Source organism: Leuconostoc sp. S50 (assembly GCF_016624925.1).
Lineage (GTDB): Bacteria > Bacillota > Bacilli > Lactobacillales > Lactobacillaceae > Leuconostoc > Leuconostoc pseudomesenteroides.
In genome coordinates this window covers 151,332-176,705 of the sequence record NZ_JACVUE010000002.1, presented here as the reverse complement: position 1 = coordinate 176,705, position 25,374 = coordinate 151,332, and the positions used below count along the sequence as shown (strand labels likewise).

General features: G+C 40.0%; 22 protein-coding genes and 1 pseudogene. 17 read left to right on the top strand and 6 right to left on the bottom strand.

The window, feature by feature from the left end; all coding sequences use genetic code 11:
- Genes IAE53_RS03385 through IAE53_RS03370 form a run of 4 tightly spaced genes read left to right on the top strand, consistent with a single transcriptional unit; the run spans position 1 to position 2,976 of the window.
- Positions 1-447: a hypothetical protein gene (locus IAE53_RS03385; protein WP_148423853.1), complete on the top strand. Its 447-nt coding sequence runs from the start codon at positions 1-3 to the stop codon at positions 445-447.
- A gap of 24 nt (positions 448-471) precedes the next feature.
- Positions 472-1,089, top strand: coding sequence for a metallophosphoesterase family protein (locus IAE53_RS03380; RefSeq protein WP_148423854.1), 618 nt, complete (start codon positions 472-474; stop codon positions 1,087-1,089).
- 10 nt (positions 1,090-1,099) lie between these two features.
- Entirely contained in the window at positions 1,100-2,446 is a 1,347-nt protein-coding gene (locus tag IAE53_RS03375) for a bifunctional UDP-sugar hydrolase/5'-nucleotidase (protein ID WP_200135960.1), read from the top strand.
- The gene (locus IAE53_RS03370; RefSeq protein ID WP_148423856.1) at positions 2,446-2,976 is read left to right on the top strand and encodes a YutD family protein; all 531 of its coding nucleotides are present in this window, start codon (positions 2,446-2,448) and stop codon (positions 2,974-2,976) included. The genes IAE53_RS03375 and IAE53_RS03370 overlap by 1 nt, the downstream gene beginning before the upstream one ends.
- A 28-nt stretch (positions 2,977-3,004) precedes the next feature.
- Here IAE53_RS03370 and IAE53_RS03365 read toward each other — a convergent pair whose 3' ends face one another.
- Both IAE53_RS03365 and IAE53_RS03360 read right to left on the bottom strand, forming a co-directional pair.
- Complete coding sequence (locus tag IAE53_RS03365) at positions 3,005-3,442, bottom strand: pyridoxamine 5'-phosphate oxidase family protein (protein WP_010294228.1); 438 nt, start codon at positions 3,440-3,442, stop codon at positions 3,005-3,007.
- Between the two features lie 105 nt (positions 3,443-3,547).
- The gene (locus IAE53_RS03360; protein ID WP_200135959.1) at positions 3,548-4,591 is read right to left on the bottom strand and encodes a branched-chain amino acid aminotransferase; all 1,044 of its coding nucleotides are present in this window, start codon (positions 4,589-4,591) and stop codon (positions 3,548-3,550) included.
- Between the two features lie 159 nt (positions 4,592-4,750).
- Here IAE53_RS03360 and IAE53_RS03355 point away from each other — a divergent pair, with 159 nt between their 5' ends.
- From IAE53_RS03355 to IAE53_RS03295, 13 genes and pseudogenes are all read left to right on the top strand, one after another.
- Positions 4,751-5,695, top strand: a complete 945-nt coding sequence (locus IAE53_RS03355) for an NAD(P)-dependent oxidoreductase (RefSeq protein WP_148423857.1) — start codon at positions 4,751-4,753, stop codon at positions 5,693-5,695.
- A 98-nt stretch (positions 5,696-5,793) separates the two neighbouring features.
- Positions 5,794-7,086 carry an alkaline phosphatase family protein gene (locus IAE53_RS03350; RefSeq protein ID WP_200135958.1) on the top strand — a complete coding sequence of 431 codons (1,293 nt, stop codon included), beginning with the start codon at positions 5,794-5,796 and terminating at the stop codon, positions 7,084-7,086.
- Between the two features lie 46 nt (positions 7,087-7,132).
- Positions 7,133-8,365, top strand: a pseudogene (locus tag IAE53_RS03345) (MFS transporter).
- Positions 8,366-8,503: 138 nt separating this feature from the next.
- Positions 8,504-9,829: a Mur ligase family protein gene (locus IAE53_RS03340; protein WP_200135957.1), complete on the top strand. Its 1,326-nt coding sequence runs from the start codon at positions 8,504-8,506 to the stop codon at positions 9,827-9,829.
- Complete coding sequence (locus IAE53_RS03335) at positions 9,829-10,419, top strand: non-canonical purine NTP pyrophosphatase (RefSeq protein ID WP_188353150.1); 591 nt, start codon at positions 9,829-9,831, stop codon at positions 10,417-10,419. The genes IAE53_RS03340 and IAE53_RS03335 overlap by 1 nt, the downstream gene beginning before the upstream one ends.
- 72 nt (positions 10,420-10,491) lie before the next feature.
- Positions 10,492-11,607 (top strand): tRNA-dihydrouridine synthase, encoded by a 1,116-nt coding sequence (locus IAE53_RS03330; protein ID WP_200135956.1) that lies wholly within the window; start codon positions 10,492-10,494, stop codon positions 11,605-11,607.
- Between the two features lie 207 nt (positions 11,608-11,814).
- A complete protein-coding gene (gene murE / locus IAE53_RS03325; protein WP_031941337.1) occupies positions 11,815-13,278 on the top strand; it encodes a UDP-N-acetylmuramyl-tripeptide synthetase in 1,464 nt (487 codons plus the stop codon).
- Between the two features lie 101 nt (positions 13,279-13,379).
- The gene (locus IAE53_RS03320) at positions 13,380-14,390 is read left to right on the top strand and encodes a lipoate--protein ligase (protein WP_200135955.1); all 1,011 of its coding nucleotides are present in this window, start codon (positions 13,380-13,382) and stop codon (positions 14,388-14,390) included.
- On the top strand, positions 14,383-15,519 hold the full coding sequence (locus IAE53_RS03315) for a thiamine pyrophosphate-dependent dehydrogenase E1 component subunit alpha (RefSeq protein WP_200135954.1): 1,137 nt from the start codon (positions 14,383-14,385) through the stop codon (positions 15,517-15,519). The genes IAE53_RS03320 and IAE53_RS03315 overlap by 8 nt, the downstream gene beginning before the upstream one ends.
- Position 15,520: 1 nt before the next feature.
- Positions 15,521-16,501: an alpha-ketoacid dehydrogenase subunit beta gene (locus IAE53_RS03310; protein WP_148424290.1), complete on the top strand. Its 981-nt coding sequence runs from the start codon at positions 15,521-15,523 to the stop codon at positions 16,499-16,501.
- The gene (locus IAE53_RS03305; RefSeq protein WP_200135953.1) at positions 16,494-17,792 is read left to right on the top strand and encodes a dihydrolipoamide acetyltransferase family protein; all 1,299 of its coding nucleotides are present in this window, start codon (positions 16,494-16,496) and stop codon (positions 17,790-17,792) included. Before IAE53_RS03310 ends, IAE53_RS03305 begins: the two co-directional genes overlap by 8 nt.
- Positions 17,793-17,794: 2 nt before the next feature.
- Entirely contained in the window at positions 17,795-19,204 is a 1,410-nt protein-coding gene (lpdA, locus tag IAE53_RS03300; RefSeq protein ID WP_200135952.1) for a dihydrolipoyl dehydrogenase, read from the top strand.
- Positions 19,205-19,266: 62 nt separating this feature from the next.
- Entirely contained in the window at positions 19,267-20,052 is a 786-nt protein-coding gene (locus tag IAE53_RS03295) for an alpha/beta fold hydrolase (protein WP_148424287.1), read from the top strand.
- Between the two features lie 20 nt (positions 20,053-20,072).
- Here the strand turns inward: IAE53_RS03295 and IAE53_RS03290 are convergent, their stop codons facing one another.
- The 4 genes from IAE53_RS03290 to IAE53_RS03275 are packed head-to-tail and all read right to left on the bottom strand — an operon-like array spanning position 20,073 to position 25,324.
- On the bottom strand, positions 20,073-20,216 hold the full coding sequence (locus tag IAE53_RS03290) for a hypothetical protein (protein ID WP_200135951.1): 144 nt from the start codon (positions 20,214-20,216) through the stop codon (positions 20,073-20,075).
- 19 nt (positions 20,217-20,235) lie between these two features.
- Positions 20,236-21,879 (bottom strand): alpha-glucosidase, encoded by a 1,644-nt coding sequence (locus IAE53_RS03285; RefSeq protein ID WP_200135950.1) that lies wholly within the window; start codon positions 21,877-21,879, stop codon positions 20,236-20,238.
- Between the two features lie 18 nt (positions 21,880-21,897).
- On the bottom strand, positions 21,898-23,529 hold the full coding sequence (locus IAE53_RS03280; RefSeq protein WP_148424285.1) for an alpha-glucosidase: 1,632 nt from the start codon (positions 23,527-23,529) through the stop codon (positions 21,898-21,900).
- A 10-nt stretch (positions 23,530-23,539) separates the two neighbouring features.
- Positions 23,540-25,324 carry a glycoside hydrolase family 13 protein gene (locus IAE53_RS03275; protein WP_200135949.1) on the bottom strand — a complete coding sequence of 595 codons (1,785 nt, stop codon included), beginning with the start codon at positions 25,322-25,324 and terminating at the stop codon, positions 23,540-23,542.
- Positions 25,325-25,374 lie beyond the last annotated feature (50 nt).

Here is a 25,374-nt window from a genome sequence, read left to right as displayed (position 1 = left end):
ATGGCACAAACACGATTAGATTTTTTGGTGTTTTATCGGGGAAATTTAGTCAATGGGTTTGATTACGTTTATATAAAACGTCATGAGGGACATGCTTTTTGGCAAAGTGACAGCAAATCACAAGAAGCTAAAGATATTTTGGATCCTGAATTCGATTTTTATAATCCTCACTATAACGACCAAGGGGAGCCATTTAATTGGCGCTATCGGGAAGATTGGGTTGATATGACCAATGTATGGGATCATTTTTCTCAAGAAGCCATGGCTTATATTAAAACATGGTTAACTGAATATCGTGGACCATCGTATGATGATCCGAGCCGAAATGACGAATGGGGTGTCCGTTACCAGATTCCTGGTAAGCCGGAACGCCTCATTTGGGGCTTAAATGCTTTTCCAGCAAATTTGGATGATTTTTCAGAGTTTGTGTATCGTTTTGGCAAGTAGTTGGTGGAGAGGGTTTTGTAAACAATGAATTTTTATACAGCAGATACCCATTTTTATCACGATAGTTTACTAACTAGTCAAGTTTTTTCGCCACGCCCACAATTTTTGACGGTAGCAGATATGAATGAGACAATCATTAGTCATTGGAATGCTAAGGTGAAGCCTAATGATACTGTCTATCATCTTGGCGACATTGCAATGAAATATACTAAACCGGCTAGCTTGATCATGGCTCAGACATTTGACATTTTATCGCATTTAAATGGTCATATTGTGTTGATTAAAGGCAATCATGATAGCAGTGCTTTGTTCAAATATTTGGTCCAACAACAGCTAAATAGCCAAAATGGCCAACCAAAATTTGACTTTCATGAGGTTGGGGTCAGGTTGAAATTTGATCATCACGAAGTGTTTTTAACGCATTATCCGATGATGTTAGGTTTGACCAAAAATCAAATTAATCTGCATGGTCACATTCACAATTATAGTGTTCATGCTAAGGAAAATATTAATGTCGGTGTAGATTCACCTGATATTGATTATTTGCCCAGCAATAGTGTGCCATTTGGTGCGCCTTTGAGTGAAAATGAAGTAATAGCCATTATTGCTGGGAAAAAGAGAGACTATTTGCAGCGCGTATAGGAAGGGTGTTATGGAAACAATTCACATATTACATACAAATGATATCCATTCGCACCTTGAAAATTGGCCAAGCGTATCACGATTTTTACATGAAAAACAAAGATCATATAGTGAAGTATTTACATTTGATATTGGTGACGCGATTGACAGGTTACATCCCCTCACGGATGCAAGTATGGGCTGGGCAAATATTGAATTGATGAACAATTGTCATTATGATGGGGTAACAATTGGTAATAACGAAGGGCTCGTGTTGTCTCATGATGCCCTTAATCACTTATATGATAAAGCAAATTTTGATGTCTTATTAGCAAACCTGAAAGAATTACCCAATGATAGTCAACCAAAGTGGGCGCAGGAATATAAAATTTTAACAACGGGGATAGGGACAAAAATTGGTGTTTTGGGTCTAACGGCACCGTATGAACTAACATATCCACCGCTAGGTTGGCAGCCGCATGATGTTGACGACACGTTAGACCGTTTGCTGCCAATAATTAGAGAAAAATCAGATGTTGTTGTTCTGCTATCTCACTTGGGATTGCCAACAGACGAGCGACTCGCTAAAAAGTATGATATTGACGTTATCCTTGGGGCTCATACACATCATTTGTTACCCCACGGCAAAATGATTAATCAGACAATTTTGGCAGGGGCCGGTCGCTATGGTGAAAATATTGGCGATGTTACTTTAACGCTGGAAGATCATAAAATTATTGATCAAGCGGCAAGGACAACACCGGTTTATGAGTTGCCAGAGTCTGTTGACGACTTTAATTTGATTAAAGGGTGGCTTAATGCGGGGCGTCATGAACTAGAATCACAGCATGTCGCAGTTTTGCCAAGAACAATTGGTACTGATGAGCAAGCCTATGACGCCTTGAGGGCTTTAAAAGTTTTCTATCAAGTGCCTGCTGCACTTGTGTCAACGGGCATGTTTGTGGAAGATCTGCCTAAGGGTGAACTCAGTCGTTATGAGTTATTAGAAAGTATGCCGCACGCCATCAACCCAATGCTGATTACACTAACTGGGGCACAAATTAAAAACTTGATGATCAGCATTGAAAAACAGACAGCTGAATTGGCCAACTTTCCCATGAAAGGTAGTGGTTTTAGGGGAAAAGTATTTGGTTACATGCGTTTTGATGGTATTGATCGGCAGCAAGATGGTCAAATTTTATATCATGGCGAGAATCTAATAATGGATCAATCCTATCAGATTGCGACATTGGATCATTATAAATGGATTCCATTTTTTCCAATTATTGCTGACGCACCAAGTGAAATTGCGTTAAACATTATTTTACGTGAATTAATGGCAGACTACTATACTGACAAATATAATAAGGATAACTAATGGATCACGATACACTTAAAGAAAAAACGATAGCGCAGCAAGCAGAGCGAAAATCCGTTTACCGTGTGACGCGGCGCGGTGATGAAATTGAAATAGATCGTTTAACATTAGAATTGGTTGATAATTTTAAAGACGCTTTTGATGTCGATAAATTAGCCATTCGGTATACACCATTGTTAGCCCAATATGATTATATAGTGGGTGATATTTCAGCTGAACAACTGCGGCTAAAAGGTTTCTACCACAACGATAAGTCGGTGGCTAACCAAGATAAAATACAAACCTTACAAGATTATTTATATGAGTACGTTAATTTTGGTGCACCTTATTTTGTGCTAGAAAATATCAATCCTCGCGTCAGAGAGGCACGTGAAAATACTTCACATAAACCAAATACTAAGTCGAAACGTGAGCCAAGGGATAACAAACCGCGTCCAAAATCAAGAACAAAATCGAAATTAAAGAATGGAAAACCATCGACAAAAAAAGCACCAACGAAAAAACGTGCATTTACAATTAAACAAAAATAAGCTTAACCTGTTTGGTTAAGCTTATTTTTTAATCATCTTCGGTTTCAGGAAAATAACTCACACCATCTTGCGACACGATCATTGCAGAGTTAAAAGTGATTTTGATGACTACCCAATCATTGTTATCCAGATCACCAACTGTATCATACCAACCATCAATTTGATCTTTAAATAACGGTACAACTGTCTGAATCGGTGTTTCTAAAATTTCAGCAATAGCATCGTTTGAGCCGACCCAAGCATTTTTTTCATTGCTTGGCGCAGTAGTAAATGACACATGAGGATTGTTCTCAATTTCTTTTACTTTTGTCGATTGTCGGAAAGTTGTAATATAGAAAAAGTTTGTCAGTGTTTCAGGTAAAGCATAATAAGTAAATCGATTTGATGGGTGTGTGCCGTCAAGACTTATGGTAGCAATATTAACAACATGCACACCGAGACGTAGTGCTTCTTCAACTGGGGACATAAGATACCTCACTATTCGTATTTTAATACTATTATAGCTGTTGAATGTGAACAAATTGTGAATTTAGGAAAAATAAAAAAGCGCGGACAGCGCTTTTTTTTAATATTAGTCAAGTGGTACATCAACTGCCCAACCTTCAGGACCTTCTTGATCGCCATATTGGATCGCCGTCAAACGATCATATAGTTTTTGAGTCCACGGTCCGACTTCAGTTTCAGAATAGAAGACATGCTTATTACCTTGATGTGTAATTGATCCTACTGGCGAAATGACGGCAGCAGTTCCCATTGCACCGGCTTCAGCAAACTGATCAAGATCATTGATGGAAATTGTTGTCTCTTCAGCTTTTAGACCAAGCTTGTGTGCTACAGCAAGCAAAGAGTACTTTGTGACTGAAGGCAAAATAGAAGGAGATTTTGGTGTCAAGAAACGGCCATCTTTTGTGATGCCAAAGAAGTTGGCTGATCCAAGTTCTTCAATGTTTTCATGAAGACGTGGATCAAGATAAACAACATCTGAATATCCGGCCTTGTGGGCCTCATCACCTGCTAACATTGAAGCACCATAGTTACCACCAGCTTTGGCCGCACCAGTACCGCCGTGTGCTGCACGATCATAATGATTAGTGACATAAGCGGTTGGTGTTAAGCCACCTTTATAATAGGCGCCAACTGGTGTTGCATAAACTTCAAAAACATAATTATCAGCCGGATGAACACCAACCACTGGACCACCACCAAATTCAAAAGGACGTAAATAAAGTGTTGCACCAGTACCGTATGGGGGAATAAAGTCTTGGTTGGCTTTGGTCACTTCCTTCAAAGCACGTAAAAAGAGTTCTTCGGGTACAGGCGCCATCATCAAACGATCAGCGGAATTTTGTAGACGCTTGGCGTTACGGTCGGGACGGAACAAATTAGCGCCACCATCTTTTCGACGATATACTTTTAACCCTTCAAAAATATTTTGACCATAGTGAAGACCTGTTGCAGCTTCATTCACTGGAATGTTGGCATCTGTTTCAAGGCCACCTTCACTCCATTTACCATCTTTATAATAAGCTCGGAAACGATAGGGAAGATCATGATATTCGAATCCTAAGTTATCCCAATCAAAATCTTCGGGTTTTGCTTTCTGTTGTTCAGACATTGTCCATCCTTCTTTCTTAGAGAAATATGATAAAACTACTATAACGCTTAGAAACAAATTGTGCAACCCTTCATTTTTTCAAGGCGACCATGTGCAGTTTAAACAAATCATGTATAATAAGGTTATAATTAATGGGGTTAACCAGAATTGGAGATAAAAATGACATTACTACTTGCAGTTAAGGCACTGACGCAAGAAAACAGAGATTTTCTTGCGCAGTATGATATTGATGTTGTGACACCTGACACAATAACTGATGATCAACTATCAGAAGTAGTCATTAGCTATGCTTGGGATAACACCATCGGCAGTAAAATATTAAGCTTACCAAATACCAAACTAAAATGGATTCAGGCGCAGTCTGCAGGTGTGGATTACTTACCATTATCTTTATTAGCACAGCGTGGTATCACTGTCACAAATGCGAGTGGTTTGAAAGCATTGCCAATCGCTCAAACAGTATTGGGTTATTTGCTATATTTTGCTCGGGGATTAAATGTCTATGCTACACGTACTCACTGGGAGCCATTCACTGATCAATATTTAATAAGTGAATTGCCTGTTTTAGTTTTTGGTACAGGTCGAATCGGACAACAAATTGCCCATCATATCAAGGCTTTCGGTGGTAAAGTCTATGGTGTCAACACGAGTGGAAAACCAGTAGCAGGCTTTGACGAGACTTTTCCAATTACCGACTATCAAGCTGGTTTAGCTAAAGCACAAGTTGTTGTCGATGGGCTACCTGGGACAAAAGATACAGAGAATTTTTTTGATGATCATTTCTTTGCGCAGTTTAACCAACTCTTTTTGTTTATAAATATTGGACGAGGCACCACTTTGAATCAATCCGCTTTACTTGAAGCAATTGATGATTCTCGTGTTAAGTATGCTGCGTTAGATGTAACAACGCCTGAACCATTACCTCATGATCATCCGTTATTTGAACGGCCACAAATTTTGCTAACCCAACATACCAGTTGGGGGGAGAATATTAATGCGGGTCGAGTAGGTGGCTTATTCAGGCTCTTTGAAAAAAATGTACCTAGTTTTATGAAAGACCAAACATTTGTCCAAAATGTGGTTGATTTGAACAAAGGATATTAAATTGATTAATTGCTTTATTAGCATGAAAAAAATGCTAAGTTAAAAAGATTATTGCAAAAAATGACGTCCAATCAACGCCAGTAGAGAGGATTTTATTCATGACTTTAACACATCCACTAGTGATTGTATCGTTTGATGCATTGGGGGCTGAGGATGTCGCTCAACATCTTGAGATGATGCCTAATTTGGCGCAGTTAATACAGCGTGGGGCTCATGTCAAAAAAGTGGAAGGCATTTATCCAACTTTAACCTATCCATCGCATACGTCAATTATGACAGGTGTTTATCCGGCAAAACACGGTATTGTTAATAACACTAAAATACAACCAGAACGTGGTGACTCACCAGACTGGTATTGGTATGCTAAAGATATTCAAGTACCCACTTTATTTGATTTAGCGCATCAAAAAGGACTCAAAACGGCAGCTTTTTTGTGGCCGGTGTCGGCAAAAGCACCAATTACTTGGAATATTGCTGAGATTTTTCCTAATCGAATTTGGACGAACCAAGTGTTGGTGTCATTTAATGCCAGTACCCCATATTTTATGTTTGATATGAACCGTCGTTTTGGTAAATTGCGTAACGGTATTAAGCAACCTAATTTGGATAATTTTATTACCGCTGCTGCGGTTGATACGATAAAAAATAAAAAACCAGATTTGTTAGCTATTCATTTAGTTGATATGGATGCACATCGTCATCAGTTTGGGGTGCGATCGGCAGAGGCTTACGCTGCTTTAAAGCGTCTTGATGCGCATCTTGGCGAATTAATGGCAGCCACAAAAGAGGCTGGTAATTTTGAAAATACGAATTTTGTTGTTCTTGGTGATCACTTCCAAATTGATGTTAATCATATGATTCATCTTAATCAGTTGTTTGCTGAGCAAGGCTGGTTAGTTGTCACTGACAAAGGCCTAATTGATGGGGATTGGCGTGTGTTAGCCAAGACCACTGATGGGTCGACATATGTCTATATCAAAGATGATAGTTTACAAGATAAAGTGCGGTCAATTGTTAACCAAGTTCAAGGTGTTGAAGCAATTTATCAGCCAAGTGATCTGATTAAATGGCATATCAATCCAGAAGCCGCTTTCATTATTGAGGCACAAAATGGTTATTTCTTTACTGATGAAGTTAACCGTCCAGCGGTCGTTGAAGCGGCTGATGATGCTGATTTGGGCACGAGTGATCGCTATAAAGCGGTCCATGGTTTTCGACCAGATAAGTCCGATTATCAGACAACATTGGTATTAGCTGGTCCAGATGTCGAACATATTACGATTGAGGATGCACGTTTGGTTGATGAGGCGCCCACATTTGCTAAATTGTTGGATGTTGAATTTGAGAATGTGTTAGATGGGATACCCTTGGAAAAAGTAATTAAAAAATAAGCCCAGTGTCATATATGGACTTTATATCATGTAATGGAGTAGTGATGTGCAAAATAGAGGATTAACTACCCAAGAGAAGAGTTGGGTGTTGTATGATTGGGCCAATTCTAGCTTTGGTATTATTGTGGTGACAGCAGTATTGCCAATTTGGGTGGTCAAAGTGGGCCAAAACACAGGCTTTTCCGGCGCTCAGACAACAGCTTTTTGGTCGTATGCTAACGCTTTTTCGACTTTTTTGGTCGCTATTGCTGCGCCAATTTTAGGTGCGATTGCGGACTATGCTGGATTTAAAAAAAGATTATTTACTTGGTTTACGCTGATTGGTATTATTGGAACCGTTGGTTTAGCATTGGTGCCTGATAATAAAATATGGTGGTTATTATTTATTTTTATGCTTGCTAATATTGGTTATAGCGCTGCAAATATTTTTTATGATGCTTTTTTAACAGATGTTACAACTGATATACGTATGAATCGCGTGTCAAGCGCTGGTTATGGTTTTGGATACTTGGGTGGTGTAATACCTTTTGTCATTTTTTATTTATTGCGAGGACTGATGACGCCAACAACAGGGGTTATGTTTGCTTTTATGTTGGCATCAGTATGGTGGTTGTTATGGACGATTCCGATGTGGCGTACAGTAAACCAAGTTAATTTTTTGCCTACGCCGCAACGACCATTCACAGAAGCTATACAAAGAATAATAACAACAATCATACATATTGCCAAATATCCAGATATTGCATGGTTTCTCTTAGCCTATTTTTTTTATATCGATGGTGTTAATACAATTTTTACTGAGGCAACAATGTTTGGTGCTGCTGTTGGCATCAAAATGACAACTTTATTAACCGTTTTATTGGCAGTTCAAATTATAGCTTTCCCATCATCGATTATTTACGGGCGATTGGCAAATTATTTTGGTACACGCAAAGTTTTGGTCGGTGGCATTGCCATTTATATTGGTATTACCATTTATGCGTTGTTCATCCATCATGCGATAGAATTTTTTGTATTAGCTATTTTGGTCGGTACATCGCAGGGCGGTATACAGGCCCTATCAAGATCGTACTTCGGTAGGCTGGTACCAAAAGACCAAGCCAGTTAATTTTTTGGGTTTTATAATATATTTGGAAAATTTAGTGCCATATTAGGGCCCTTATTGTTCGGAACAGTCGCACAAATGACTGGGCAAGTACAATTAGCGGCTGGATCATTAATTGTGCTATTTGGTGTCGGCTTGGCTGTCTTCATATTTACGCCAACTCGTGCCGACTAATATACATGCAGTTTTTGTACTGAAGCACCATGTTTGGGGCTTTTTTTGATGATGTAGTAGGATTGTTCGTTCAAATCAATTTAACACAGACGTGATATATGTTAAGATATATTTAAGTTATTTTTTCGGAGAAGTCAAGTGGATAAACAATTAGAAAAACGTGAAACCAAAATTTTAGCCCGCTATAAAAGGGTAATTAAAAGTTTTGACAAAACCTGGCGCGTGATTGATGACACACGTGTGCCCATTTTACGTGAAGTTCTCAGTTGGTTAGACCATCCTGACACTAAACTCAAAATCATTCAGATTGCTGGTACGAACGGTAAAGGGTCAACAGGCGCCATGTTAGGTGCTGTTTTGAAAGCTAATGGCTATACTTATGGTCATTTTTCTAGCCCTTTCATCATGGATGATCGCGAACAGATTCGTATTAACGGGGAAATGATTACCAAGCATGATTTTCTGACTTACTATGATCAAGTTGTGGCAACATTTGCCGCCCACGGACATGCAATTGATTATTTATCGTATTTTGAATATTTGACCATTATTTCCCTATTGGCTTTTGTGAACAACGGTGTTGATATCGTTATCTTTGAAGCTGGTTTAGGTGGCTTGCGAGACGCAACCAATGCCATTGAGGCACCAATGTTGACGGTTTTTACCAAAATTAGCATTGATCATCAAAATCTATTGGGTCACAACATCAAAGAAATAGCCGAGAATAAATCAGCGTTAATTAAATCAGGGACATGGGTTATTAATTACGCCGGTCAAGATATTGACGCTACGAAAGTATTGAAAGCTAGAACAGAGGCTGTTGGCGCCCGATGGTTCGAGCACAAGCGTGATGAAATTATAATTTTAAATACAACACCAGCTGGATTAGATTTGAGTATTAATGGCGAGAGTGGCTATTTTCTAAGTATGTCTGGTGCTTTTCAGGTTCACAATTTTAGTATTGTTTTACAAATAAGAGCAGCATTGATTGAAAAAGGCATGCTCTTTGACCGCGCAAAAACAAAACAAGGATTGGCGAATGTCAGAATATTAGGTCGCATGAATTATCATGAAGACACCAACATTTTGTTTGACGCAGCTCACAATGTTGATGGTATTAGGGGACTGGTATCGGCGCTGAATGCTTGGCACTTGAAAATCAAGCCAACATTGATTTTAGGCGTGTTAAAAGATAAAGACTATCACGAAATGTTGGATGAAATTGTACCGTTCGTGCAACGGGTCATTACGGTTACACCTAATAATAAAACACGGGCGTTATCAGCAGATGAACTAGCAGCCGATATTTTGTCGGATTATCCCAATATTGAGGTAGAGGTTGCCAACGATGCTTCGGCAGCAATTTCATTGGCCATGAGAGTCCGTGAATCTTCAAAAGCGTTAATTGTGGTAACTGGTTCTTTTTATACCTTGAATGCTATTCATAAAGAAGGAGGCATTTAATGCGATTTGTTTTAGCTTCAAATAATACTGCCAAAACGGAAGAAGTCGCCGTTTTAGCGCAGGCGATGGGACATCAAGTCGAAAATTATCGAAATGTTCTAGGCGAAACATTAGTTTTTCCAGCAGAAACCACGACTTCTCAAATTGAAAATGCTCGTGTTAAGGCACAATTTGTCCATCAGTATTTACCTGATGAATACGTTTTATCAGATGACACTGGCTTATATTTGTCAGCTTTTCCGGATCGCTTTGGTGTTGTGACAGCGCGAGAGTTCAAAGCTAAGGGTATCTTAGGAACTGAAGCAGAGCAACAATATATTCTTGATTTATTGCGTCAACCATCAATAGATCGATCGGGTTATTTATTGGCCGTGATGGGATTAGCAACGCCGGACGATCGTTTATTAACGGCACAAGGCAAAGGTGGCGTTCGGATTGCAGAAAATAGTCGACGGGGTGATTACATTGATGGTTTAGACAATATCGTTGAAGCTGAAAATGGATTGACTTTGTCAGAAATGTCAATTAATGACGTAATTGATTATCACGACCGTTCTCGCGCTTTGCAGGCACTTGTGAATCTTTTGTGAAAACATCTAGCCCGTGGTAAAATGGGAGAGATGTTTTTTTGTAGATAATATAAAATAATGAGGCAACACAATATGTCAAATTCAACAACAACATTGCCATTTTGGGATGAAGTCGTGGCAAATGCACAAATGGGTCACGATCAAAAGCAACCTTTTTTTAGTATGGCACCTATGGAAGCAGTTACTGATACTATTTTCCGCCGAGTAGTGGCTAAGGCAGGCGCTCCTGACGTCTATTATACTGAATTCACAAATGCCAGTTCCATGATTCACCCAAAGGCCAAATTTTCAGTACAAGGTCGTCTAGCGGTAGCGGAAAATGAACAGCAACCGATTGCACAAATTTGGGGTGGACGTCCGGATGATATCGCTGGCGCTGCTGGACTTTTACCCTCAATGGGCTACCGAGCTGTTGATATCAATATGGGTTGCCCTGATGCAACGGTGATTAAAAACGGTGCGGGTTCGGATTTGATTCGTCATGAAGATTTGGCACGACAAATTGTGGCTGCGGCGAAGCAATCTGGTCTACCTGTTTCAGTTAAAACGCGTTTAGGCTTCTACAAGACTGAAGAATTTAGAGAATGGTTACCCATCATTTTGCGACAAAATGTGGCTGTACTGACAGTGCATTTGCGCACGCGACAAGAAATGTCCAAAGTACCGGCTCATTTTGAATTCATTGATGATATTTTGGCGATGCGCGATGATATTGCACCACAAACTTTAATCCAAATTAATGGCGACATCAAAACGCGTCAACAAGGATTGGACTTAGCAAAAGCTCATCCAGGATTAGATGGTATTATGATTGGACGGGGTATTTTTGAGAATCCTTACGCGTTTGAAAAAAGTCCACGCCAGCACACTTTGACAGAATCAATTGATTTGTTAAACTTGCAGTTAGATTTATTCGATGAGGTCAATGCGACAGTCACCCCAAAACATTTTGAAGCGTTGAAACGCTATTTCAAAATATACTTGCGTGGATTCGCGCATGCTTCTGCTTTACGGCAAATGTTGATGGAAACGCATTCGACTGATGAAGTACGTACTGTTTTGGCACGTGAATTAGCTAAAGTTTATGATGCTGTTGCTAATGACAAACATATTTACCGAGATAATGCCGCTGCAAGCGCAGATATGGCAGCGGCGACTGCTCGTAAGGTTGCCAGTGAAACTGATTAACGACAATATATTCAAACGCAAACCTTGAAACAATGCGAGGTATTCTTGTGTTTGAATTTTTAATTTTGAGTTAAAAATGATTTTTTAAGGTTAATTTTTAGTTGAATAGCGTTTAGAATGTCATGGCATCTCACGCGAAGATGGTATAATTGTAGTCAGTATTATATCGAGTGCCAATATGAAAAAAGGTAAGAATAATTGAGACAAATAAAATTAACATCGCAACAAATTGAAGATATTTTAACTGAACATCATTTGTTAATCAAATCGGCTGATGTCAACGCGACATTTGACTTTTTGCATTATGATACACGTCAAGTACGCAATAATACATTATTTGTCGTGAAAGGTGCCTTTAAGTCAGAGTATTTAGCCGATGCCCAAGGTGTCACCGGATTGATTGTTGAGCAACCCCTAACGATAAATTTGCCACAATGGCAGGTTACCAACGTCCAAAAAGCGTTATCATTATTGTCAATGGCTTTTTTTGACTATCCTCAAAAGTCCCTTTGGATTGCTGCTGTCACTGGTACAAAAGGAAAGACTACCGCAGCTTATTTTGCATATACAATGCTTAAAGAAGCAACAAACAATCATACGGCACTTTTTTCAACCGTTGATCGTATTACGGGTCCAGAACCTCAAGATAAGAAAAAGTCTGATTTAACGACACCTGAGTCTTATGAATTATTTAAAGATATGCGCCGAGCGGTGGATAATGGCATGACACATTTGGTGATGGAAGTCAGCTCACAAGCCTACCTTAAAAATCGTGTCTATGCGTTACGGTACAATGTCGGTGCTTTTTTAAATATTTCACCGGACCATATTGGACCAAACGAACATCCGACTTTTGAAGATTATTTGGCTCATAAGATGATGTTATTTGATCACTCAGATGAAGTGATTATCAATGCTGAGACAGACCATTTTGATACAATTTATGCACATGCTAAAGCCGAGCATGATAAAGTTTATTTGTACAGTCATAGCATGATAACAACCGAAGAGAGTGCCATTCATGAGAGTCGATTTACTGTAACCAAAAGCGACTTTCCAGAAATGATTGGGCAATATCGTCTGAATTTACCTGGTGACTTTAATGAATCAAATGCTTTAGCTGCGATGATGATGGTCGCGTTTGCTGGCGTTAAGCATGAGGCAATGGTCAAAGGTTTGGACGAAGTGTTCATTCCTGGTCGCATGTTGAGCCTACCAATTCCAAATCACGGCATTGCATTTGTGGATTATGCTCATAATTACGCGTCCATGAGAGCCTTGTTAAAGTTTGCTCAGTCGCAATCACCCGAAGGTCGCGTCATCGTGGTAGTGGGTTCGCCAGGTAACAAAGGGGTGTCACGACGTGCCGATTTTGGTCGTGTAGTGAGTGAATTGGCTGACGTTGTTTATTTGACAGCTGATGACCCACAATTTGAAAATCCGCTTGACATTGCTCACCAAATTGCTGAACACATTGATAATCAATTATTAGTCGTTCATTTTGAAATGGATCGGATTAAGGCAATTCACAAGGCCATTTCTAATGCTGGGCAGCATGACATTGTGATCGTGGCAGGAAAAGGCGAAGATCCCTACCAAAAAATTAATGGTGAAGATGTGCCATACATCGGTGATTATGCCGTTGTTAAACAATTTAAGATGCAACTATAAAATCCGGTAGGATTTTTTTTTGTCAAAAAATGCCGTCATTTTCTGAAAACAGGCGTATAATAAAAGTGTAATATGTAAGCGGTTACAAAAGGAGAAAAGTTATGCAATTCATCAATTATTTTGGTAATGATGCCTATACCAATATTGCCATGGATGCTTGGTTACTGAAAAACTTGCATCCAAGTGAGCCAGTTTTTGCACTCTGGCAGAATAAACGGGCCATCATTGTCGGCGAGAATCAGAACACGTTTGCGGAGGTTAATCAAGATTATGTTGATAGCCATGATGTTCAAGTTGTCCGTCGCGTATCAGGTGGTGGCGCTGTTTATCATGATTTAGGTAATATTTGCTTCACATTTTTTGTACCGGTTGCAAATAGTGCAAATGTCAATTTTCACCAATTTGTTAAACCGATGGCTGATGCCTTGGAATCAGTTGGCATTCCAGTGGCAATTTCCGGACGAAATGATTTGGAAATTGACGGTAAGAAGGTATCTGGTAATGCGCAACGCTATGCGGGTGGTTATCTGATGCACCACGGTACTTTACTTTGGAATACTGATGTTGAAGCGATGGTGAGGGCACTAAATGTTGCGGATGAAAAATTTATTTCTAAGGCAGCTAAGTCGGTACGTGCTCGTGTGGGCAACATCAAAGATTTTGCACCTGAATCGTTGACAATTAATGACTTCATTGCCAAATTACAATATTATTTGAGTGATCAGGGTCGTGATGGTGAATATCAATTAAGCGACACGCAAAAAAAGGCTATTTTGCAAGCAAGGGATCAAAAATTCTCACAATGGTCATGGAATTATGGCAAGAGTCCAGAATTTATGTATGATAATCATGCAAAATTTGACGGAGGTGCGATTGATGTTCAGGTCAATGCTAATGATGGTCGGATCACAGACATTAACTTCACTGGCGATTTCTTAGGTGTTCGCGACTGGCGCGAAATCAAGCCAGCATTAGTCGGAATACCATTTACACCGGAAGCTGTTTCGACAATACTTGACCAGAATCGTGGGGGACAATACTTTGGTAGCATTACAAATAATGAACTATTAGCAACTTTTTTCCAGAAAGATGAGGTAAAAATTCATGAGTGATCTAACAGCAACAAATCAGCAGATACTAGATTTTCAAGCACAATTAGAGGCACAAGACACGTCATTTCCGATGTTGTCTGTATTAAATAATGATGGTCAAATTGTTGATGAAGAAGCACTGAAGCGCGCTGATTTATCAGATGAAGATCTTGTCAACATTATCAAAAGAATGTTGCTTAGTCGGCAATTAGATATCCGTTCAACTAAATTAGCTAAACAAGGTCGATTCGGATTCTTTGCGCCAACTGCTGGTCAAGAAGCGTCACAGATGGCATCGTCTTATGCTTTTAATGATGATGATTGGTTGATGCCTGGTTATCGTGACATTCCAGAAATTGTGGTTAAGGGTTGGCCAATTTGGAAAGCAATTTTGTGGTCCCGTGGACATGCTTTAGGAAACGAATTTACCACAGAAGAGGGCAAACCTGTCAACGCATGGATGCCACAAATTATTATTGGTGCGCAGTATGTGGAAGCAGCCGGTATTGCTTTGGGACTGAAGAAAAGGAATAAAGATGCCGTTGCCTATGCTTATACTGGTGATGGTGGTACGTCTCAAGGTGACTTTTACGAAGGCATGAATTTTGCGGGTGCGTACAAGGCGAATGCGGTCTTCTTTGCACAAAATAATGGTTATGCGATTTCAACGCCCCGTTCGTTGCAAACAGCAGCTACGCATTTGGCAGCAAAAGGATGGGCAGCTGGTTTACCAAGTATTGTCGTTGATGGTAACGATCCGATCGCTGTTTACTTAGCAGCCAAAGAAGCCCGTGCATGGGCAACGAGTGGTAAAGGGCCAGTCTTTATCGAGACACTAACAGATCGTCTAGAACCACATTCAACAGCGGGTGATGACCCTCTACGTTACCGGAAACAAGCAGATATTGATGCTTGGTGGCAAAAAGAACCACTGATTCGTATGCGTAAGTTTATGACTGAAAAAGGCATTTGGTCTGAAGAGCAAGAAAGTGCGTACATTGACGAAGTTAATGCGTTAATTGATGAGCAAATTAAAATCGCCGACAAAGTAGACAAACAAAAGATTTCTAATTTCATTAAGCATACATTGGAAGTTCCCGGACAAGCAATGACCGAACAAATCAGTAAGTTTGAAAGTGAGGGAAAGTGACATGGCTGTTAAAAGTTATATTGATGCAATTCGTGAAGCAATGGATTTAGCGCTAGAAAAAGATAATGACGTTGTTATTTTTGGTGAAGACGTTGGTGAAAATGGTGGTGTTTTCCGTGCTACTGATGGTTTGCAGGCTAAATATGGCGAAGAGCGCGTTTTCAATACGCCGTTAGCTGAATCCGGTATTGGTGGTTTAGCGATTGGCTTGACTACGCAAAATTACCGCCCGATTATGGAGATTCAGTTTTTCGGATTTGTTTTTGAAGTGATGGATTCCATAGCTGGTCAAATGGCTCGTAACCGCTTCCGTTTCAATGGCACACGCCAAATGCCAATTGTCGTGAGGTCACCATATGGCGGCGGTACCAAAACACCAGAAATGCACGCAGACAATTTAGAAGGTATGATGGCACAGATTCCAGGCATTCGTGTTGTAATGCCAGCTAATCCAGCTGATGCCAAGGGATTATTGCTGAGTTCAATTGAATCCAACGACCCTGTCGTTTTCTTAGAAAATCTGCATTTGTACCGTTCATTAAAAGGTGAAGTACCCGAAGGCTATTACACAACACCGCTTGATACAGCCGCTGTGGCGCATGAAGGCGAAGATGTTTCTATTATTTCGTATGGTGGCGGTGTACCTGTAGCATTAAAGGCTGCGGACGCCTTAGCCAAAAATGGTGTGTCCGCAGAAGTGTTAGATTTGCGCACTGTTTCACCATTGGATATCAAATCAATTGGTGACACGGTGACAAAAACTGGACGTGTTGTTGTCGTGCAAGAAGCACAACGCATGGCTGGAGTTAGTGCCAATGTAATGGGTGAGATTTCAGAACGCTTTATTTTAAGCCTAAAAGCACCCATCGGTCGTGTTGCAGCACCTGATTCAGTTTATCCATTTGGGCAGGCAGAAAATGATTGGATGATTAAGCCTGATGATGTTGTTGCAAAAGTGATGGAGGTTGTTAATTATGACTGAGATTTTTAAAATGCCAGATATTGGCGAAGGCATGGCTGAGGGTGACATCACGTCGTGGTTAGTTAAAGTTGGTGATACTGTGGCTATGGATGACCCAGTCGCGGAAGTTCAAAATGATAAACTGATTCAAGAAATTTTATCGCCGTACGCAGGTACTGTCACCAAGCTGTTTGTTGACGCAGGCACAACTGTCTCTGTTGGCGATTCATTGATTGAATTTGATGGTGACGGTAGTGGCGACAGTAGTGATGAGAGCGCTGAACCAACAGCCAGCGATACAGCTGAAGACACATCAGTTGATACAACCACTTCAGTCACACCGCAAACACCGACAGCGACTGAATTACCACAAGTTGTGAATGGACATGTTTTGGCTATGCCATCAGTACGCCATTTGGCCTTTGAAAAAGGAATTGATTTGACTAAAGTTCCGGCAACGGGTCGTCATGGGCATGTGACATTAGCTGATGTCACGGCATACCAAGCAACGGATACACCAGTAGCTGCAATTTCAAGTGAGGCATCTAATGAAACAATTGCCTCAGCCACAGCGGCAGTGACCAAAGATGTTGCAGTTCCTGAACCTGTACGCGAAGGTCGCCAACCAATGTCAGGCGTTCGCAAGGCAATTGCTAAAGCAATGGCAACACAGAATACAACTATTCCAACGGTTACTAATTTTGATTCGGTTGAAGTTAGCAAATTGGTCGCTCATCGCCAAACATTTAAGACGCAATTGGCCGATCAAGACATTCATTTGACTTATTTGGCTTATGCGGTAAAAGCGTTAGCGGCAACAGCTAAAAAGTTCCCTGAAATCAACGCCAGTCTAGACATGGATACGCAAGAAGTTGTCTATCATGACGATGTCAATATGGGCATTGCTGTTAATGCGCCAAGTGGTCTTTATGTGCCAGTCATTAAGCAGGCTGACCAAAAATCAATCGTGACAATAGCTAAAGAAATTGCTGAGTTAGCTACCGCAGTTCGTGAAGGAACAATTAAGCCAGCGCAAATGCAAGACGGTACGATTACAATTTCTAACCTTGGTTCGGCACGTGGTACTTGGTTCACACCAATTATTAATGGTAAAGAAGTCGCGATTCTTGGCTTGGGATCAATTCTGAAAGAACCCATTGTTGGTTCAGATGGTGAATTAACGGTCGGTCAAAATATGAAATTGTCATTGAGTTATGATCATCGTTTGATTGATGGCATGTTAGGACAGTCAGCTATTAATTATTTGAAGCAGCTGTTGGCTGACCCAGCCTATATGTTGATGGAGGTGTAATCATGGTTGTTGGTGCACAAGCACGTGAAGTAGATACAGTTGTTATCGGATCAGGACCTGGTGGTTATGTAGCCGCTATTCGCGCTGCTGAATTGGGTCAAAATGTGACTATTATCGAACGTGATCAAATTGGTGGTGTTTGTTTAAATGTCGGTTGTATTCCTTCAAAAGCCTTAATCAATGTGGGACATCATTATCGTGATGCTATATCAGACAATCCTTTTGGTTTGACACAAGCTGAAGCAAAAATCGATTGGTCAAAGACACAAGATTGGAAGCAAAATACTGTGGTCAACACGCTGACTGGTGGTGTTAAAATGTTGCTCAAAAAGCATCATGTTGATATTATTCAGGGTGAAGCATCATTTAATGACAATGAAACATTAAATGTTGTTCAAGAAGATGGCCACGAATTGCTGCAATTTAACAATGCTATCATTGCGACTGGTTCTAGCCCAATTGAAATTCCGGCTTTTCCATTTGGTAAGCGAATTGTTGATTCTACTGGCGCCTTGAGTTTACCTGAAATACCTAATAAGCTAATTATTGTTGGTGGTGGCGTGATTGGTTCTGAACTTGGTGGTGCTTATGCTAACCTAGGCTCTCAGGTCACAATTATTGAAGGCTTGGATCACACGCTAAATGGATTCGACGCAGAAATGGCTAAACCAGTCATAGATGATTTCACGAAACGTGGTGGGGTGATTGTTACCTCAGCCATGGCAAAAAGCGCTGTCCAAACTGAAAACGATGTGACATTGACTTATGAAGTAGATGGGCAAGAACAAACAGTTTCTGGTGATTATTTGTTAATTGCTGTTGGTCGACGCGCTAATACCAATACGCTTGGTCTCAACAACACTGATGTCAAATTAAGCGATCGTGGTTTGATTGAAATTGCTGATAACATGCAGACAACTGTGCCTCATATTTACGCCATTGGGGATGTGACAGCGGGGCCACAATTGGCACATAAGGCAAGTTTTCAAGCTAAAATTGCTGCAGCTGCAATTTCTGGGGATGCGCATGCTCGTGACTTGCACTATTCCTTACCAGCAGTTGCCTATACAAATTATGAATTAGCAACAACAGGCGAGACACCGGATTCAGTGACTGAAAAGCAGTTAACGGCTACAATTTCGAAGTTTCCATTTGCTGCTAACGGCCGTGCCATTTCAATTGATGAAGCAGTTGGCTTTATTCGTTTGATAAGCGATAAGACAACTAAAGCGCTACTGGGTGCACAAATTGTTGGTCCGGGCGCCTCGGATTTGATTTCTGAATTGTCATTAGCCATTGAAAATGGTCTAACGACGACAGACATTTTGCTAACAATTCATCCACATCCAACTTTGGGTGAAGCCATCATGGATGCCGCTGAAGTTGCGGATGGCCTACCAATTCATATATAATAAGCTTGACATAAACAAAGTTGCTTTTTGTAGCGACTTTGTTTTGATTGGAGGAACAGATTTTGTCAACAATGATGACAAATGATGGTGTGAGACTCGATTATCAAATATTTGGTACAGGTCAGCCCATTATTTTGGTTGAAGGATATTCAGGGAATCAAGCAACATGGGTGATGCAGGTTGAACCACTAGTAAACGCTGGCTTACAGGTAATCACTTATGATCGTCGTAACCATGGGAAAAGCGATACGGTTGACTACGGTATGCGAATGGCACGGCACGGGCAAGATTTAGCTGAATTAATGGCACAATTGAGGCTGGAAAAGCCAATATTGATGGGACATTCAATGGGTGCCAGCACAATTTGGGCTTACTTATCCTTATATGGGGATGCCAACGTCAGAGCTATCATTACTGAAGATCAGCTTCCAAAGATATTGCGAGATGATAGCTGGCCGTATGGCATTTTTAATGCTGATTTGACGATGATTTGGACAGCAGCGACAAAACTACCGCATACAAAATTAACGCGATTAAAACTGTTAGAAACAGTCAAACATGCGTTGGCTGATAACTATCAACCATTTGACTTTCAGTACAATGAACCACTACTATTAGACAGTTTAATGCAAGATTGGCGTGATGTGTTACGTCGTGAGCAAGTGAAGCACTTGTTTATTGCTGGCCAAGACTCGCCACTTTGGCCGTCGGCACATGTTGAAACAGTTGTCGCCATGTCAAAAAATGGTCAAGGTATCACTATTGATAAAGCGGGACATATTCCTCACATTGAGGCACCAGATCAATTTAATGATGCAGTCCTAAATTTTGTTAGAACGATTATGTAAAAAGCAATCCAAACGTATTTTTAACGTTCGGATTGCTTTTTGTTAGCGACCATTTTTGCTCTAATTTCGTCAATTTTGTCAGCTTTCGTTGTTTGTGTTTGTTGGCCCGATTTGTATTTTGCATCGGCTTGTTTTTGTTTAAAATCAATTTGATATCTACCCATGATCTGCTCCTTTAAAACGTTAATTATACCAGATAATAGATTGAAAAGGTTGCAAGTGGATGGATAGTGATATTTCTGGAATAGGATCAATAGTCGCTATCAATGGCTGCCAGCCTTTATTGAGTAGTTGTTCGGGCAGGGAAATTGTTTGAGGGGTATCTGACAAGTTGATGACAATTAATCGTTGGCTATCTGTTGAATTTCGTGTAAATACTAAAATGTTAGTTTTTTCCATAGTGATTAACTTAAAATCACCTGACTTTAAGGTATCATCATGTCGACGGAGATCGATTAAGCGACGATAGTAATTCAGTATTGAGTCAGGATTTTCTTTGTCTTCTTGGTAATTACGCGTTGTCGTGTTAGGATTAGTCACTAGCCATGTCTTTTTAGAATCTGCTGCATTGTCGGAAAAGCCGAATTTCGTCCATTGCATGGGGGTTCGAGCGTTGTCACGCGACCAACTTGTTGCTTTTTTTAAAGCTAAATCTGTTGCAATACCAGCCGACTTGAAGCGTTGAAAATCATGATAAGTTGGTGGATCATCAATTTGGTCTGGCGAGGTAAAGGGCATATTGGTCATGCCTAATTCCTCACCTTGATAAATAAAAGGTGTGCCTCGCAATGTGAGCAACAAAGTTGCCAAGCTTTTTGCTGCTAAAGGATTGTTATCACCATAAACAGTTAGAGATCTAGGCTGATCATGATTTTCTAAATAGATGCCTAGCCAGCCTTGTGAATTTAGTTGTTCCTCCCACGTTGTCAAACTAGAAAGTAAATGATTGATGTCAGCGCGCGGCGGTACTCCTGATTGACGAGATTGATGTTCTAATTCAAAAATCATGTTAATGAAACCCTGTGGTCCCGTCCAATTTCTAGCCGTGTCGGCATGCACACCGCCAGCCTCGCCAACAGTCATCAAATGAAGTGATTGAAAAGTATCATGCAAGCGTTTTAAAAATTGTTCGATACCTGGATTATTAGCAAAAATATCAAATTGATGTTCACCAGTGGGTTGTGGTGTCTCAAATGAAACCTTTTTAAGATGACTGAGCGCATCGAGACGAAAGCCATCAATGTTTTGCTCAGACCACCAAGTAATCATATTGATAATTTCAGTTTGTACAGATGGATTTTCCCAATTTAAATCAGGCTGTTCTGGCGCAAACAAGTGGAAATACCATTCATCAGTTGCTTGATTATAGGTCCAAACACTATCTCCAGTAAAATTAGTCCAATTGTTTGGTGGTTGGTGATTATAATTTTGTTGCCAAATATAAAAATCGTGGTAAGGGTTAGTACGACTAGTTTTGGCTGCTTTGAACCAAGCATGCTGGTTTGATGTATGGTTGACAACTAAATCCATAATGACACGGATATCTTGTTTGTGAGCAGCTGCAATAAGCGTTTTGAAATCAGATAACGTACCATACTCTGAAGCGATGTTTTGAAAATCAGCAATGTCATAACCGTTGTCGACATTTGGTGAGGTATAAATTGGATTTAGCCAAATAAAATCAATACCAAGCCATTTAAGATAGGGTAGGCGCTTAATAATACCTTGTAAATCGCCGATACCATCATGATTTGTATCCTGAAAGGAGCGTGGATAAATTTGATAGCCAATAGTGGATTGCCACCATGGTGGATTAATTTTTGTCATCAATAAATACCTCCAAAATTACAATTTTGTCGTGACTTGAACCACAAATGCCTCGTAAGGTTGAAGTATTTTATTATGCAAATTTTTTGGTTCGTCATAATTTGCAATCATGGTGGCTTCTATGTGATCTTCACTTGTAAACGTATTGGTCTGATTGCTGAAATTAGTCACAACTAGCCAAGTTAGATCATGATAGTGTCGGTAATAGGCAAAAACTTGATCAACTGTATCAATGAGCTCAAAATCACCATAGACAACAATTGGGTTTTGATGTCTAAGCGTAATTAATTTTTGATAAGTGTAGAAAATACTGTTGGAATCATTCAAAGCGGCTTCAACATTAATATCAGGGTAATTGCTATTAACATCAATCCAAGGATCAACATCAGAGAAACCACCGTTTAGGCTGTTGCGCCAAGGCATAGGTCGTCTTGCATTATCACGACCTTTATGATTAATTTGATCAAGTATCACATCAGCTGATAAATAGCCATCCTTAAGTGAGTCATGGTAATAGTTTAATGATTCAATATCTCGTAAAGCAGAAATATCTTTGACTGGTGTATTGGTTAACCCAATTTCTTCGCCTTGATAAATGTAGGGCGTGCCTTTCATCATGTGCAGTAAAATTGCCAACATTTTTGCTGATGCCACACGGTGAATCGTATCATTACCCCATCGTGATACAATCCGAGGTAAATCATGATTGTTCCAAAAAAGTGAATTCCAACCATCATCACTGTTGAGCTGTGTTTGCCATTTAGTCATGACCCCCTTGAGTTTGCTAACATCTAATGGAATATAAAACCATTTGTCTTGACCAGATTCTTGATCGAGAGTTATGTGTTCAAATTGAAAAACCATTGATAGTTCTTTTCGGTCAGGACGCGTATATAATTTGGCGATGTCAGGTGTCGCACCCCAAGTTTCGCCAACTGTCATCAAATCATGATTAGCAAACGATGCTTGGTTCATTTCTTTTAAGTATTCATGGAGCTTAGGCCCATTAGCGGTTATTTTGTCATCTGGTATTTTACCAATCAAATCAATGACGTCTAAACGAAAACCACCAACGCCTTTGTCAATCCAGAAATTAATCATGGCATAGATTGCTTGTCTGACATCAGGATTGGTCCAATTTAAGTCTGGTTGTTTTGGACTAAATAGATGTAAATAATATTGATTCGTGAGTGGATCTAATGTCCAGGCACTACCACCAAATGCAGAATGTAGGTCATTTGGTTCAGCATTATGGGTACCATCTCGCCAGACATAAAAATCACGATAAGCGTTATCACGACTTCGCTTTGATTCAATAAACCAAGCATGCTCATCAGAAGTATGATTTAATACCAGATCCATCACGATTTTGATATTTCTTTCACGAGCATCATGAATTAATTCTTCTATGTCGGTCATGGTACCAAATTCAGCCATGATATTTTCATAATCACTGATATCATAGCCGTTATCATCGTTTGGAGAAGCATAAACTGGTGATAGCCATATTGCATCAACGCCTAGTTTTTGCAAGTAGTCAAGATGTGAGATAATGCCTTGAATATCGCCGATGCCGTCATGATTAGTGTCCTGAAATGAACGGGGATAGACTTGATAAACAACGGCTGATTGCCACCAAGGTGCTGTCATAAAAAACTCCTTACTGATTAGAAATCGTCACAAGAAAGCCGTTAGGCTGAATGATGTGGCTGTTGTACAACTGCTCTGAAATGATGTGAGATATATCAATTGATGTTGGTATTTCGTAATTTGTATTCCCAGCATTAAATATTGCGAATATCTTTGTTTGACCTAGCTGACGTGTGAAACCAACAATGTTTTTGTTATCATCCGTCTCCCAGGACAGTGTTCCCTCAGACAAGACAGTTTGATAATCATGACGTAGCTGAATCAGTTGCTTCAAAAAATCATACATCGTTGCATCTTGTTGATCACTTTGCCAAACCATAGGCCGGCGGTTATCTGGATCTTGTTGACCACTCATTGCATATTCGCTACCGTAATAGATATCAGGCGTACCTTGCTGTAAAAACATAAAAGTATACATTTGTTTCACAATTGCCTTATTATTGTGTGCTACGGTTAGAATGCGTGGCGCATCATGTGAGTCAAGTAGATTAAACATCACCTGATTGGTTTGATCACGATTTAGCATTAGTTGTGCATTGAGTTTATGGACCATCTGGGAGGGCGAAATTTGTTGTTTGGCAAAAAAGTCAACAATTGACCCTGTGAAAGCATAATTCATGACGGCCGAAAATTCATCGCCCTGCAACCATGATTGTGCACTTGTCCAAATTTCACCAAGTATATAAATATCAGGCTTGATATTCGTAGTTGCTCTGCGGAATTTTTTCCAGAAATGATGGTCGACTTCATTCGCCACGTCCAAACGCCAGCCATCAATATCAAATTCTTTTATCCAGTAGGTCGCGATGTCAATCAGATAATCTTGTACTTCTGGATTAGCGGTATTAAGTTTTGGCATGTGCGGCGTAAATGCGAATGTATCATAATTTGCGTCTGCAGTATATTCGAAATTATCAGTCGGCGTATAACGCACAGGGAAGTCATGAATATGAAACCAATCAGCGTATTTTGATTGACGACTATTAGCAATAACATCTTGCCATTGAGGACTTTGATCACCGATATGATTGAACACGGCATCAAGCATCACTCGAATTCCGGCCGCATGTGCTCTTTCAACCAATAATTTAAAATCTTCTTTTGTACCAAAATGTGGATCGATTTCAAAATAATCTTGCGTATCATATTTATGATTAGTAGGTGCTTTAAAAATAGGTGTGAGATACAAGCCGTTAATACCAAGTTGACTGAAGTGATCTAAATGGTTGATGATACCTTTCAAGTCCCCGCCATAAAAACTTTCAGCGGTGGGATGATCACCTGACCGCCAAGGTAATGTTCCAGATGGATCATTTGATGTGTCACCATTGGCAAACCGTTCAGGAAAAATTTGGTACCATACAGTTTTTTTGACCCATTCTGGTGCTTTAAAACGATCAATTTCTTGAAAATAGGGCATTTTGAAATAATTATTAGCACCCATCAAACTGTTGTCATCATTTGAAGAAGACGTGAGTGCTTCAAATCCTTGATCACCATAAAAAACGGAAGCGCCGAGACTGTCAGTTAAAATAAAGCCATAGTTTAAACGGTTGAAAGGCGCTGTTAATGATGCTTGCCAATATTGATGTGTTTCAGTGACAAGTGTTTTTTTCATGACGACATTGGCCGATTTTTGCCAAGTACCGTTCTGCCAATTATAGGGATCTCCAGCAACGATGCTAATTGATTGAATATCATTTTTTGCTGTTCGGATGCGTAATCGTAGTTCATCTGCTGTATATAAATAAGCGTATTCAGATTCAGGGCGGTGATAAATTGCTGCTTTATTCATAAATAATTGCCTCGTTAATGGATTAAAATGTCAGGGGATTTGCGACCGTC

Bases quoted from the DNA above. Each gene is read 5' to 3' on its own strand.
- IAE53_RS03385 (WP_148423853.1), top strand. From the start codon at position 1: ATGGCACAAACACGATTAGATTTTTTGGTGTTTTATCGGGGAAATTTA.
- IAE53_RS03380 (WP_148423854.1), top strand. From the start codon at position 472: ATGAATTTTTATACAGCAGATACCCATTTTTATCACGATAGTTTACTA.
- IAE53_RS03375 (WP_200135960.1), top strand. From the start codon at position 1,100: ATGGAAACAATTCACATATTACATACAAATGATATCCATTCGCACCTT.
- IAE53_RS03370 (WP_148423856.1), top strand. From the start codon at position 2,446: ATGGATCACGATACACTTAAAGAAAAAACGATAGCGCAGCAAGCAGAG.
- IAE53_RS03365 (WP_010294228.1), bottom strand. From the start codon at position 3,442: ATGTCCCCAGTTGAAGAAGCACTACGTCTCGGTGTGCATGTTGTTAAT.
- IAE53_RS03360 (WP_200135959.1), bottom strand. From the start codon at position 4,591: ATGTCTGAACAACAGAAAGCAAAACCCGAAGATTTTGATTGGGATAAC.
- IAE53_RS03355 (WP_148423857.1), top strand. From the start codon at position 4,751: ATGACATTACTACTTGCAGTTAAGGCACTGACGCAAGAAAACAGAGAT.
- IAE53_RS03350 (WP_200135958.1), top strand. From the start codon at position 5,794: ATGACTTTAACACATCCACTAGTGATTGTATCGTTTGATGCATTGGGG.
- IAE53_RS03335 (WP_188353150.1), top strand. From the start codon at position 9,829: ATGCGATTTGTTTTAGCTTCAAATAATACTGCCAAAACGGAAGAAGTC.
- IAE53_RS03330 (WP_200135956.1), top strand. From the start codon at position 10,492: ATGTCAAATTCAACAACAACATTGCCATTTTGGGATGAAGTCGTGGCA.
- IAE53_RS03320 (WP_200135955.1), top strand. From the start codon at position 13,380: ATGCAATTCATCAATTATTTTGGTAATGATGCCTATACCAATATTGCC.
- IAE53_RS03315 (WP_200135954.1), top strand. From the start codon at position 14,383: ATGAGTGATCTAACAGCAACAAATCAGCAGATACTAGATTTTCAAGCA.
- IAE53_RS03310 (WP_148424290.1), top strand. From the start codon at position 15,521: ATGGCTGTTAAAAGTTATATTGATGCAATTCGTGAAGCAATGGATTTA.
- IAE53_RS03305 (WP_200135953.1), top strand. From the start codon at position 16,494: ATGACTGAGATTTTTAAAATGCCAGATATTGGCGAAGGCATGGCTGAG.
- lpdA (WP_200135952.1), top strand. From the start codon at position 17,795: ATGGTTGTTGGTGCACAAGCACGTGAAGTAGATACAGTTGTTATCGGA.
- IAE53_RS03290 (WP_200135951.1), bottom strand. From the start codon at position 20,216: ATGGGTAGATATCAAATTGATTTTAAACAAAAACAAGCCGATGCAAAA.
- IAE53_RS03285 (WP_200135950.1), bottom strand. From the start codon at position 21,879: ATGACAAAAATTAATCCACCATGGTGGCAATCCACTATTGGCTATCAA.
- IAE53_RS03280 (WP_148424285.1), bottom strand. From the start codon at position 23,529: ATGACAGCACCTTGGTGGCAATCAGCCGTTGTTTATCAAGTCTATCCC.
- IAE53_RS03275 (WP_200135949.1), bottom strand. From the start codon at position 25,324: ATGAATAAAGCAGCAATTTATCACCGCCCTGAATCTGAATACGCTTAT.